Origin of the sequence: Campylobacter concisus (assembly GCF_002914005.1) — a bacterium.
In the GTDB taxonomy this organism is placed as follows: domain Bacteria; phylum Campylobacterota; class Campylobacteria; order Campylobacterales; family Campylobacteraceae; genus Campylobacter_A; species Campylobacter_A concisus_N.
In genome coordinates this window covers 40082-52525 of sequence record NZ_POZU01000010.1, presented here as the reverse complement: position 1 = coordinate 52525, position 12444 = coordinate 40082, and the positions used below count along the sequence as shown (strand labels likewise).

Annotated in this window: 11 protein-coding genes and 1 tRNA gene; 11 read left to right on the top strand and 1 reads right to left on the bottom strand. The window is 35.9% G+C overall.

Features of this window, described 5'->3' with window-relative positions; translation table 11 throughout:
* Window positions 1-109: 109 nt before the first annotated feature.
* Complete coding sequence (locus tag CYP54_RS01195; RefSeq protein ID WP_103603870.1) at window positions 110-2425, bottom strand: flagellin N-terminal helical domain-containing protein; 2316 nt, start codon at window positions 2423-2425, stop codon at window positions 110-112.
* Between the two features lie 140 nt (window positions 2426-2565).
* Between CYP54_RS01195 and CYP54_RS01190 the strand changes: the two genes are divergently transcribed.
* From CYP54_RS01190 to CYP54_RS01140, 11 genes are all read left to right on the top strand, one after another.
* The gene (locus tag CYP54_RS01190; RefSeq protein WP_103603869.1) at window positions 2566-3312 is read left to right on the top strand and encodes a YaaA family protein; all 747 of its coding nucleotides are present in this window, start codon (window positions 2566-2568) and stop codon (window positions 3310-3312) included.
* A 124-nt stretch (window positions 3313-3436) separates the two neighbouring features.
* The gene (locus tag CYP54_RS01185; RefSeq protein WP_012001719.1) at window positions 3437-3739 is read left to right on the top strand and encodes an HU family DNA-binding protein; all 303 of its coding nucleotides are present in this window, start codon (window positions 3437-3439) and stop codon (window positions 3737-3739) included.
* Between the two features lie 73 nt (window positions 3740-3812).
* Window positions 3813-3899 (top strand) — tRNA-Leu (locus tag CYP54_RS01180).
* A 66-nt stretch (window positions 3900-3965) separates the two neighbouring features.
* A complete protein-coding gene (locus tag CYP54_RS01175; RefSeq protein ID WP_103603868.1) occupies window positions 3966-5735 on the top strand; it encodes a response regulator in 1770 nt (589 codons plus the stop codon).
* 96 nt (window positions 5736-5831) lie between these two features.
* A complete protein-coding gene (locus CYP54_RS01170; RefSeq protein WP_103603867.1) occupies window positions 5832-6737 on the top strand; it encodes an AEC family transporter in 906 nt (301 codons plus the stop codon).
* A 62-nt stretch (window positions 6738-6799) separates the two neighbouring features.
* Window positions 6800-7054 carry a pyruvate kinase gene (locus CYP54_RS01165; protein ID WP_054196512.1) on the top strand — a complete coding sequence of 85 codons (255 nt, stop codon included), beginning with the start codon at window positions 6800-6802 and terminating at the stop codon, window positions 7052-7054.
* 9 nt (window positions 7055-7063) lie between these two features.
* The gene (locus CYP54_RS01160) at window positions 7064-7726 is read left to right on the top strand and encodes a response regulator transcription factor (protein ID WP_084108128.1); all 663 of its coding nucleotides are present in this window, start codon (window positions 7064-7066) and stop codon (window positions 7724-7726) included.
* Complete coding sequence (locus CYP54_RS01155) at window positions 7719-8888, top strand: sensor histidine kinase (RefSeq protein ID WP_103603866.1); 1170 nt, start codon at window positions 7719-7721, stop codon at window positions 8886-8888. Before CYP54_RS01160 ends, CYP54_RS01155 begins: the two co-directional genes overlap by 8 nt.
* Window positions 8889-9015: 127 nt before the next feature.
* A complete protein-coding gene (locus CYP54_RS01150; protein ID WP_103603865.1) occupies window positions 9016-10491 on the top strand; it encodes an aldehyde dehydrogenase family protein in 1476 nt (491 codons plus the stop codon).
* Window positions 10492-10669: 178 nt separating this feature from the next.
* Window positions 10670-11386, top strand: a complete 717-nt coding sequence (locus CYP54_RS01145; RefSeq protein WP_103603864.1) for a metallophosphoesterase — start codon at window positions 10670-10672, stop codon at window positions 11384-11386.
* Window positions 11373-12398 carry a hypothetical protein gene (locus CYP54_RS01140; RefSeq protein ID WP_103603863.1) on the top strand — a complete coding sequence of 342 codons (1026 nt, stop codon included), beginning with the start codon at window positions 11373-11375 and terminating at the stop codon, window positions 12396-12398. The genes CYP54_RS01145 and CYP54_RS01140 overlap by 14 nt, the downstream gene beginning before the upstream one ends.
* The last annotated feature ends 46 nt before the right edge of the window (window positions 12399-12444 follow it).

Sequence of the window (12444 nt, the reverse complement as noted above, 5' to 3'; positions counted from 1 at the left end):
AAATAAGATATGTCGTAAAATTTTAGATCCTTTATAAAAAGGCTTATTATAGCACGCTAGAGTTTAATTTTAAAAAATCAGCAAGCTCGGCGGCCTGCTGATTTAAATTTTAATTTAAATAATTTAGCAAGCTTAGTTGATTTATCTTCGCACTTGCTTGTAGGGTTGCTTGATAAGATAGTGAAAGTTGCGTAAATTTCAAATATGACTCCGCATAGTCTGCGTCAATTACATCATTTTTAACAGTTTGCACATTCACTTTCATTACTTCGGCTCGCTCTTTTGTAGCGGTTAAAAGTCTTGATTGGGAACCGATCTTTGTAAGCTCTTTATTTGCATGATCTATTAGGTGATCTAGCCTCTTCAAAGCACCTTGCATGCCGGTATTTCGTGGATCATTGCTATTTGCATCAGCTCTATAATATCCCTTTCTAACAGCTTCGATCATATTATCAAGGTCTTGAAAAACGCTCGTACTTGGCTCATCAATAGTTAAAGCATTATTTTCGTTAAAGCTAAAGACAGAACCCTTTCCTTGAGGGTGGCCAGCATTACCAGCCGTATCTCTACCAGTGCTATCGCCATCAAATTTATCGCTATTTTTTGCATCATGCATAGTTACTTCTATGTTTGTTACTGATTTTGTCTTATCGGTTAAAACCATTCTGCCTTTATCATCTAAAGTTGTCTCTACTGCACCCTTAGTTTTTGATAAAGCCTCTTTATAGGCATTATAGTTTTGATCTCTTTTTACCTTTTCAATATCTGTATCAAAATTTGCGTTTTCTGCATGTGGAGGGTTTGGGATATTATCACTTGCTGCCATAGCAACGATATCCATGAGCTGCCTATAAGTAAAATCACTAGCATAAGTTCTGTAACTTCCAAACTCATCTGAGTTATAAACAGTTAAAGTCCTAGGTGCAGAAGGCGTGCCACCTGGTGGTGTAGATGTTATGTCAAATTGCACTGGAGTATTTGTACCCCCTGCTGTGCCCATTTTTACCTTTATGTCATATTTTGTACCAGTAATTGACTTTACTTGTAAATTTATCTCTTGGTTGTCGATATTAAAAAGCTCTCTCTTTCTAGCGTCAACATCTTTTGGATATAAATTTCTATCATAGCTCTCTTTTGTACCAGAGACTTCGCTTAGCTTTGTCTGATCTGTTGCATATTCGCCCGTTCTTCTGGCTACTTGAGGTAAATTTGCGATTAGCTCATTATCCTTTCTTTCAAATCTAACCTTATCATAGTCAAATGCATTTGTCGCATTTCCATCTTTATCGGTATATTTGCTCTTTATAAACTCGGTGATATGAACTGTTTTTGGAACGTTATTTGCCATTGTTTCAAGATCTTCAAGAGAATTTACCGCATCAAGCGCATTGTTTTGAGTAATTGCACCGCGATTTGGTGCTACTGATGTGGCTGCAACCATATGAAAGTCAATAGTTTGATTACCTTTAGTAAGATCTTTTATATTAAATTGTCCATCATTATTTATGCTTACATCAACAACTTTTGTTGTTTTTGTATTGCCAAATTCCATGCCGATTTTTTCCATAAGTCCAGCCATTGTTGTATTTGCACTCATCTTAAATTTGCTAGTAAATGTCGTGCCGTCTGGCTTTTTGCCTTGCATAAAAAAATACGTGTCCGGAAAATTTACATTTGAATTATCTAAAAAATCATAATCTGGATTTATTGTGCCATTGTAAGAGCCATCACTTCTAACCACTGAATCACTAGCGTAATTTAGCCCGATCATATTTTTTATCTTGCTGTTATCGTTTAGAAATTTTGGCGCATAAGAGATGTCGGTTCTAGTTTGATCAGCTAAACGAACATTTGTTGTCAAAATTTTACTGTAATCGCCATCTTTTCCTAAAAATAGATCATATCCTGGGATATTGTAAGGAAGCTCAACCTGAGCACCGGCTGATGTTTTCATATAATCACGGTTACCTTGATACTTTCCTGCACCATCTATTGGCTTTGTATCAACAGCGCTTCCAGAAAACAAAAACTGCCCATTGACCGAAGTGTTTGCAATATTTACAAGGTGATTTTTTATACCTTGAAGGTCATTTGCCAAAGCCTCTAGCGATGTCTTACTATGCACACTGCTAGCTGCCTGGACTACTTTTGTCTTAAAATTTTCAAGCTGTTTTTCAAACTCTTGCAACGCATTATCTGTATTTTTTGAGAAATTTACAGATTTACCAGTGGCATCAACTACTTGAGTGAGAGTAGTCGCTTCATAATCAAGCCTCATTGCATCATTATAAGTCGCAGCACCATCGTATGGATCTTGAATTTTCAAACCATTTGAGAGCTGCTTATAGCTTTTATTTACACCAGTCATATTTTTTTGGTAGTCATGCAAAGTCTGACTAAAACGTAGTTGGTTTGTTATTCTCATAATTTTTTCCTAAATTTTTATTCACTCTAAGCAAAAATGATTCCGCTTGTTTTTATATCGGTAAAAATTTGATTTTTTTTAGCACAAAAAGTTTATTGTATAATCCAACAAAAATTTACACATAAAAATAGGTAAGAACAATGGCATTAAAAATTCTCTTTTCTCCAAGCGAAAGTAAAATTTCTCTAAATACGAATAATAAATTTAATGGTAAGGATTTGATATTTCCAGAACTTTTTGACAAAAGAGTTGAAATTTTAAATAGATACGATGAGTTTTTAAAAAATGCAAATTTAAACGAGATAAAAAAGCTTTTTGGGCTAAAAGAGCTTGAAGAGAGTAAGCAGCTGCGAGAAAGCCTATCTCAAAAAGGCAGCATAAAAGCTATCTTAAGGTATGATGGCGTGGCTTATAAACATCTAAACTATCGTGGTTTAGACAATGAGGCACAAAAATATATAGATAATAATGTTTTAATATTTTCAAATTTATTTGGGCCTATCTTAGCAAAAAATGAGATACCAGAATACAAACTAAAGCAAGGTGAAAAGCTAGGTGGCTTTGAAATTTCAAAATTTTATGAAAAAAATTTTAGTAAAGCGGTTGATGATTTTTTGCAAAATGATGAAATTTTAGACCTTAGAGCTAAGTTTTATGAAAAATTTTACACTATAAAAAAAGAATACATAGCTTTTTGCTTTATAAAAAATAAAAAAATAGTGAGTCATCACGCAAAAGCATATAGAGGCGAAGTCTTGCGCCAGATAGCAAATAAGCTTGTAAAAAATAAAGATGAACTAATGAGCTTAAATTTTAAAAATTTAAGGCTTATTGATATGAAAAAGATTGGTCTAAAGACCGAGCTTATGTTTGAAATTTGCGAGTAAATTTTTAAAAAAATTGCATTTTTTGTTAAAAAAACGTAAAAAAGAGCTAAATTTAGGGAAAAAGTATTGTATTTTTTTTTAAAAGAGTGTAATATAGCCACATAACTTCTTAAAAGGATGGTTCATGAAAAAAGCTGAATTTATTCAAGCTGTTGCCGATAAGGCTGGTCTTTCAAAAAAAGATACTCTAAAAGTTGTTGATGCTACTTTGGAGACAATCCAAGCAGTTCTTGAAAAAGGCGATACAATTAGCTTTATAGGCTTTGGTACTTTCGGTACTGCTGACAGAGCTGCAAGAAAAGCTAGAGTTCCTGGAACTAAAAAAGTTATCGACGTTCCTGCTAGCAAAGCAGTTAAATTCAAAGTTGGCAAAAAACTTAAAGAAGCAGTTGCTGCTGGTGCTGCTAAAAAAGGTAAAAAGAAATAATTTTCTTTTTAGGGGAGCAAGTCTCCCCTTTTTTCTTTTTTTCTCACAAATCTAAAATTTCAATCTTAACTTAGCCCGAGTGGTGAAACTGGTAGACGCGCCAGACTCAAAATCTGGTAAGGGCAACCTTGTGTCGGTTCGAGTCCGACCTCGGGCACCATTATACGCCTAAATACTTTCTAAATTTATCCGATATTATCTGCAACATCTTTAAAAAGGATTTTAGATGAATATCACATCATTAAAATATAACTTTATAAATTTAAAAGATTTAAAAAATCCTACAGATATGCTCCATGCCTTTAAGGATAAACAAGGTTTAGAGATAAATAACGAACAAATTTCAAATTTAAAAGAAAGTATCAAAGTAAGCAAAGTTATAAATATCACTGATGCTGAGATAAAAGAGCAAAATAGACACAAAATCCTACAAAAAGTAGAAGAAATTTTAAACAACTACTCAAAAAATCTCATCTACAGCAACAATAAAATTCACTCCGATGAACTTTCTAGAGGCTATCATTTTAGTGAAAATGCCTACTTTAAAAATATAAAAGCTTCAGATAGTAGCAGCATGCTATCTACACTAAAAAGTGGATACTTAGAAAATACAAAATTTAAAAATTTAAACGATTACGCTTATTCAAACACTCTAAAAACAAAATATGGAGAAGTAGAAGTATTTTTAGATATTTACGGCGATAACGATAAACTTGGCACTACAAAATTAGAAAATAATAGCTATCTTTTTAGCTTTGATAGCAACAATGACGGCGTGCTAGATCAAAAAGATATACTCTTTGATAAGCTAAAAGTAAAGGGTTACGACAAAGATGGAAATGAAAAAATAGCAAATTTAAGCGATGTGATGCCAAGGGTTGACCTTAGGCAGTTTATCAGCACAAATGTCATAAATCACAACCAAATAAAAAGAGAAGAGCTAAATCGTAAAGCAACAATCACAAATAATCCCGATCTTTACGTGGATACAAAAGATATTGATTATAGGCACTCTTACTACGCCTCAGATCCAAATACTTTGTTCGCTGCAGAAAACAGATATGAAAAGATAGAGAAAAATGATATAAATAATTTCTTTAAAAAATATGCCCAAAAAGATGGCTGGGTCGACCTAAGACACAATAATATCTTTGGCAAAGATAGCTCTTTTAAAAATTTTGCCTATCTTAAAGTGGGTTTTGATGATACTGCAAGGCTAAGCGAGTTTAATCCGATCATTGAGCCAGACAAAGATTATAAAAAAGATGAAAATTTCTCATATACAAAATTTCAAAAAGATAGTTTTATGAAATTTTACAAAGATTATAACGCTGAGTTTGACGCATACAACAAGATGATAGAAAATCTTGGCGATAGTTTAAAGGAATTTGATGAAAATGCGGACGCTTATATATCAAAGTTTGAGAAGACAAAATCAGCCAAAATGATCTTGATGGAAAATGAATTTAAACAAGCAACTGGACTTGAGTTTAGTATCTCGAATTTAAAAAAGGTAAAAAAGGCTTTTATAACAAATGAAGCCACAGCTGCCGCATCTTTGCAAGATAGCGATAGCGTCATATCTATGAAGCTAAACAAAGATGGCACCATAAGGCTAAAATTTGATAGTGGTAGAGAGATAGACGTAAAAGAGCTTTATAACGATACTGGCAAGCTAAATACATCAAGCGAGCTAAAAACTAGCATAAATTTAGAGGCAAAAGAGATGAATAATGTGCAGCTAAATAGCTTGGATTTTAAAGATATTGGCTTCATGCAAGGTGATAAAATCGTAAGCCTAAAAGATGCTGGAGCGATCGCTATTGCCAATCTATCTAATAAATTTGAGAGTAAATTTTTAATCAGTCTAAATAATGGCAAAAGCATATCTACAAGAGAAATTTATAATATCAGCTATCTTGAGAATGATTTAAAGAGCAAAGAAAAGATAGATGAGAGAGATAAATTTTATAAAAAGGTTGATATTAAGGCATAAATTTTGAGAGCAAATTTTAAAAAAGGTTTATTGTAATTTAATCTTATGGGTCCTATAATCAATCTTCCGTAAAATTTAGATTTAAAAGAGAATGCTATGAATTTCACTCCACTTTTTGCAATATTTTTCATAATCGCAACTGGTTTTTTTGCTAAAAAAGTCGGCATTGTTGAGCAAAAGCACTCGATCCCTTTTGTGGATTTTGTCCTTTGTTTTGCAATGCCTGCGCTAATCTTTGACAAAATTTATCACGTAAACGTCGATGTTTCGCTTATAAATACAATTTTAATTGGCTTTGGCTCAACAGCTATCAGTGCTGTCATGGCATTGGTGCTTGGTAAGATCTTTAAATTTACTAAAGTAACAACTGTTAGTATGGTCATGCTAAGCCTTTTTGGTAATACCCTATTTGTCGGTATGCCTGTCATTCAAGGCTTCTTTGGCGATGCGATGGTAAATGAAGTCATCTTTTACGATCAAATAGCCACTGGTATCCCACTTTCGATCCTTGGGCCACTTATCCTCTCTTTTGCTGCACCAGAAAAGGTTTCGCTATTTCAAAATACGATGAAAATTTTAAAATTTCCGCCATTTATCGCTCTTATTATGGCTCTTATCTTAAAAGAAGTCCCTTTGTCTGAGTTTATCTTTGCTCCACTTAGGATGTTTGAAGGTAGCGTTACTCCGGTGGCACTTTTTGCGATTGGTGTTGGTCTTAACTTTAGCAGTATCACAAGCACATACAAAGGTGTTAGCGTCGTGCTTTTATGTAAGATGATCTTGCCAGCTATCATATTTTTCATCATATTAAAATTTTCAGGTATCCAAATGGATAGAACATGGGTAGTTGGTCTTTTTCAATGTGCAATGCCAACATCAGCCCTTGCAAGCGCAATGATCATAAAAGCTGGCCTTGATAGCTCTCTAGCCATATCCTCAGTGGCTATCGGCGTGCTGTTTTCATTTATCACGCTTCCAGTTATCTATTTTGTATTTGCGTAAATTCACACTTACTTAACACTAAAGAGATAGTATTTCATCATATTTCATTTAAAGGAGACGTTATGAAGAAATTACTACTAGTTGCACTTGGTGCTATGTTTATGCTTGGTGGTCTTGCAAATGCTACTGAAATGATGAAAAAAGACGACATGGGCAAAGACGAGATGATGAAGAAAGAGCAGATGATGAAAGATGACATGGGCAAAAAACCCATGATAAAAAAAGATGAAATGAAAAAAGATGACATGGGCATGAAAGACGAAATGAAAAAAGACGACATGGGTATGAAAAAAGACGAAATGAAAAAAGGCATGTAAAGGTGCTTAATGGTTAGAATTTTGCTCGTTGAAGATGATGAAATTTTACTTGATCTCATCAGTGAATATCTAGTTGAAAATGGCTATGAAGTAACCACTTCAGATAACGCCAAAGAAGCGCTTGATCTCGCCTACGAGCAAAATTTCGACCTGCTTATACTTGATGTCAAACTCCCACAAGGAGATGGCTTTTCACTTCTTTCTTCCTTAAGAGAGCTAGGTGTTAGCGCACCTAGCATCTTTACCACCTCACTAAATACCATAGACGATCTTGAAAAAGGCTACAAAAGTGGCTGCGACGACTATCTAAAAAAGCCATTTGAGCTAAAAGAACTACTCATACGTATACAAGCACTTCTAAAGAGAAATTTCTCTCATCACAGTGGCGATGCGATCAAAATTTCAAGCGAATTTAGCTTTCATCCGCAGAGCAAGACACTAAGCAAAGATGGCAAAAATGTAAATATCTCAAGTAAAGAGAGCGACCTACTCGCGCTATTTTTGCAAAACAAAGGCAAAATTTTAACCAAAGATGAAATTTTTAATAAAATTTGGAAATTTGACGAGGAGCCAAGCGAGCTTAGCCTTCGTGTCTATATCAAAAATTTACGCCAAATTTTAGGCAAAGATGCCATTTTAAACAGGCGTGGAGACGGCTATGTCTATGTCTGAAAAGACGCAAATTTTATTTAAAATTTTATCCCTTTATCTTGTTAGCTCTGTGATATTTTTAGGATATTTTTTCATACACGACTATAAAAACAAAAAAGAAACGCTCATTTTAAACGAGGTAAAGTCTTTAAAAGAGATAAAAATGGGCATTTACATGAAAGCTAGAATGAATGGACTTGACTCAATTTCAAGTCTAACAAAAGAAAAAGGCGTGCATGCTTGCATCGTGTTAAAAAATGGCGAGAAAATTTATAAAGACTTTGACTGCCAAAAGATCGATAAAAGCAAAAATGTAAATTTGATCGGCGGTAAGGTCGCGATATTTGAAAAGATCCAGTACATGGACGACAACACCACAGATGAGCTCTCACACGCAGATATTTTTCTAGTTGGCAAAGATATCAAGGCTGAAATTTTATCTTTACAAATCTCAACCACGCTAAAGGCACTCTTTTTCTTTTTTGCCCTGCTCTTTGTCGCCTTTTACCTAGCAAAACTAAGCCTAAGACCGCTTTATGAGAAGATAGATACGCTAAACCGCTTTATAAAAGACTCAACACACGAGATAAACACACCCCTAAGCGTCATCTCGATGAGTATAGAAACGGCCGATCTTGACAACCTAAATGAGCGAAATTTAAAGCGTTTTAAAAATATCAGCCTTGCTGCAAAGAGCCTAAATAACATCTATGACGCGCTCGTTCATTTAAGCTTTAACCTAGATAAGCCTGGCAAAAAAGAGCTCATAGACCTAAATTTGCTAACCACACAAAGACTGAACTATTTCTCGCCATTTTTTGCCAAACGCGGGCTTGAGATAGATACTAGCCTAAAGCCAAGCTTTATAAATGCAGATCTTGGGGATGTGAGCAAAATTTTAGACAACCTTCTTAGCAACGCCTCCAAATATGCAGCGCCAAATTCAAAAGTACGCATTACTTTAGAGCCAAATTTCTTTAGCATAAGTAACACCGGTCGAGGCATCAGCAAAGAGGATCAGATGAAAATTTTTGATCGTTACACGAGATTTAACGACGATCAAGGCGGCTTTGGCATAGGGCTAAATTTAGTTAAAGAGTGCTGCAAGAAAAATGATATCGTCGTAAAATGCCAAAGCGAACTTGATGGCGAGACTACGTTTTTACTCTCTTGGCAGAGTTAAATTTTAAAACAATCCTACTCTAAACAATAAAATTTATTAAAAAAGATAATTTATGTCCAAAATTTATTTTTGATAAATTTTATTAATATTATAATCCTTTTACAAAATCTTAATCAAGGAGAAAAGTATGAAACTACTAGAAAAATATGGGCTTTTCATAAATGGTGAGTGGCGCGACGCAAAAGACGGCGCTACACTTGATGCAAAAAATCCAGCAAACGGCGAGCACCTTGCAAAGATCGCAGATGCGACTGAAGAAGATGTAAATGACGCAGTTCGTGCTGCACGTGAGGCTTTTAAGAAATTTAAACACACCACAGTTAGCGAGCGTGCAAAGCTTTTAAACAAGATCGCTGACATCATCGATGAAAACAAAGAGCACTTGGCAAAAGTTGAGAGCATGGATAACGGCAAGCCAATCCGCGAAACGCTAAATGTTGATATCCCTTTTGCAGCCGAGCATTTTAGGTACTTTGCTGGCGTCATCATGGGTGAAGAAGGCAGTGCAAACGTACTTGATGAGAAACAGCTCTCTATCGTTTTACGCGAGCCAATAGGCGTTGTGGGTCAGATCGTGCCTTGGAATTTCCCATTTTTAATGGCAGCTTGGAAGCTAGCTCCAGTGATCGCAGCAGGCGATGCAAGCGTGTTTAAGCCTTCAAGCGAGACAAGCCTAAGCGTGCTTGAGCTATTTAGGCTGATAGATAAAATTTTGCCAAAAGGTTTAATAAACATCATAACTGGTAAAGGCAGCAAGAGTGGTGAGTGGATCAAAAACCATCCAGGCCTTGATAAGCTAGCATTTACTGGCTCAACCGAGATCGGCCGTGATATCGCCATAGCAGCGGCTCGCCGTATCATCCCAGCCACACTTGAGCTTGGTGGCAAGAGCGCAAATATCTTCTTTAGCGACGCAAATTTAGATAAAGCGCTTGATGGCCTTCAGCTTGGCATTTTGTTTAACCAAGGTCAAGTTTGCTGCGCAGGTTCAAGAATTTTCGTAGAAGAGAGCTTTTACGACAAATTTATAGAGGCTGCAGTTAAGAAATTTAGCACCATAAAAGTTGGCGATCCGCTAGATCCTAGTACTCAAATGGGCTCACAAATCAATAAAAAACAAGCTGAGCAAATTCTAAACTACGTCGAGATCGGCAAAAAAGAAGGCGCAAAAGTGGCAGTCGGTGGCAAAGCCTACACAGCAAATGGTTGCGACAAGGGCGCATTTGTCGAGCCAACGTTGCTAGTTGATGTGACAAATGATATGAGAGTAGCTCAAGAAGAAATTTTTGGACCAGTTGGCGTTGTCATCAAATTTAAAGATGAAGCTGAGCTTATCAAAATGGTAAATGATAGCGAATACGGCCTTGGTGGCGGAATTTTCACGCAAGACATCACAAAAGCACTTAGCGTTGCAAGGTCTATGGAGACTGGCAGAGTTTGGATCAACACTTACAACCAAATCCCAGCAGGAAGCCCATTTGGCGGATATAAAAACTCAGGTATCGGCCGCGAGACACATAAGATCATACTTGAGCACTACACTCAGATGAAAAACATCATGATCGACCTAACCGGTAAGGTTAGCGGCTTTTACGCACAATGATTTTAGGGAGCTTAGGCTCCCTTCTGCTTTAAATTCCTTAAATTTTAAATATCTTTTACTAGGTTTTAACTTTATATACCGCTAGCATTACGCCAATATAGTACAGCTATACAAAAGTGTTTTCTTAACACTACATTTTTAAGCTTAATAGACTAAAATTTGGCACAAAGGAGAAAGATTGAGCGAGCAAATTTATATAATAGGCGATGTGCACGGCTGTTTTAACACACTTTTAGAGCTTATCAAGCAGTTTCCAGACAAAGAAAAATCACAAATTTGCTTTGTCGGAGATGTGATAGATCGGGGGCTTTTTAGTTGCGATGTGGTCGAGCTTATCATGCAAAATAACTATAAAATGGTAATGGGAAATCACGAAAGAAGGTTACTAAGCAATAAATATGAATTTTTAAACAACCAAGCACCATTTGACACGAGTTGGTTTTTCAACAATGGTGGCGTGGCGACATATGGATCATACCTTGGCCAAAGCGTGGGGTTCAAGCAAAGGCACATAGAATTTTTAGAAAGCATTCCAGTATATTTAGAGTTTAAAGACCACAAAAACCAAAATGGCGAGCATTTGGTCGTTTCGCACTCGGCTGTTGGTAAATTTTGGGGCTTAAGAGATGATAACAGCTCAAGAGATGAGTTTAGAAGGCATGTACTATCAGGCAGAGGCGATATGATACAAGTTGAAGGCATATTTAATGTCTACGGACATACGCCAGTTCGTGAGGCTAAGCTCTATACAAATAGCGCCAATATAGATACGGGATGTGTTTTTAACGAAGAAGGATATGACAAACTAAGCGCCTTAGAATTTCCATCGATGAAAATTTATACGCAAAAAAATATTGAAAATTTTAACAAAAAGGATAAAAATGTGGTTTTCTAAAAAGAGCTCTAGCTTTGCAAGCAGAGTTGATAAATTTTGGAGCGAGTTTGGCAAAAATTTAGACGCCATCAAACAAAATTTAGAAGATAAAAACTTTGAAGCCGCAAGCAAAATGACCGAAGAAGCGCTAAATTTATGTTTAGTTGATCCAACTTTTATGATAGGCCTTATTGATGGAAAGATCGATCTAGTACTCACTCCAGAAGGACTTAAGCATAGGCTTTTGTGGCTTAAATTTATCAAATTGCGCATGCCAAAAGGGTATGAGGCAAAGCTTACTTGCACACTTGGCAAACCACGTGCACCACGAAATGTCGCTACTATACAGATGTATGGCGTAAGCATTGATGCAAATGAGGTCATGGTCTATGCAAATTTTAACGACAAAAGCGTAGATATGTGCCTATATAACGAAACTCTAAGCAAGCTCAAAAGCGAAGATGAAAATAAGGCTTATACATTATCGCTCATACTTTGTGACAACGTAGTTGGCGAGATGATCATGATAAATATGCTTGGAGAGTTTGAGATAATAGACGAGCCAAGAGAAAAAGGCGTGCCACTGATCGACTTTGCCGATCTTATAGATGATAAATTTGGCAAAGAAGCCTCAAACGAGCCGCTTAAGAATTTTATGATCTATGAGCTAGAGCCTCGTTCAAACAAGCTACGTGACGACGTTTTTACAGGATTTACATCTCTTAGCGAGTTACTAAATGAGTACTACGACGGCGCAAGCGATACTTATAACGAAGCTTTTGAGCTTGGCATAAATTTTTGCTTTTTAGCCATATCTCACAGTGGCGACATACAGTTTGGCGTTGATAGCAAAAACAAAATTTCAGATGCGCTAAAAGAGAGTGAAATTTGCGAGATCATAGGTGAAGCAAATGGTGAGATGCGATCTTACATAGATCTTATCTGCTTTGATAAAGATGAGCTTGAAAAGGTCGCTAGTAAATTTAGCAAAGAGCTTGGAGTAAAGATAGAAATTTGCGAGTTTAAACGCTGATTTTACATAATATTCTACATAAAATAATACAAATCAAACTAGCTGG

Excerpts from the sequence above, each read along its gene's own strand:
- CYP54_RS01195 (WP_103603870.1), bottom strand. The coding sequence starts at position 2,425 with ATGAGAATAACAAACCAACTACGTTTTAGTCAGACTTTGCATGACTAC.
- CYP54_RS01190 (WP_103603869.1), top strand. The coding sequence starts at position 2,566 with ATGGCATTAAAAATTCTCTTTTCTCCAAGCGAAAGTAAAATTTCTCTA.
- CYP54_RS01185 (WP_012001719.1), top strand. The coding sequence starts at position 3,437 with ATGAAAAAAGCTGAATTTATTCAAGCTGTTGCCGATAAGGCTGGTCTT.
- CYP54_RS01175 (WP_103603868.1), top strand. The coding sequence starts at position 3,966 with ATGAATATCACATCATTAAAATATAACTTTATAAATTTAAAAGATTTA.
- CYP54_RS01170 (WP_103603867.1), top strand. The coding sequence starts at position 5,832 with ATGAATTTCACTCCACTTTTTGCAATATTTTTCATAATCGCAACTGGT.
- CYP54_RS01165 (WP_054196512.1), top strand. The coding sequence starts at position 6,800 with ATGAAGAAATTACTACTAGTTGCACTTGGTGCTATGTTTATGCTTGGT.
- CYP54_RS01160 (WP_084108128.1), top strand. The coding sequence starts at position 7,064 with ATGGTTAGAATTTTGCTCGTTGAAGATGATGAAATTTTACTTGATCTC.
- CYP54_RS01155 (WP_103603866.1), top strand. The coding sequence starts at position 7,719 with ATGTCTGAAAAGACGCAAATTTTATTTAAAATTTTATCCCTTTATCTT.
- CYP54_RS01150 (WP_103603865.1), top strand. The coding sequence starts at position 9,016 with ATGAAACTACTAGAAAAATATGGGCTTTTCATAAATGGTGAGTGGCGC.
- CYP54_RS01140 (WP_103603863.1), top strand. The coding sequence starts at position 11,373 with ATGTGGTTTTCTAAAAAGAGCTCTAGCTTTGCAAGCAGAGTTGATAAA.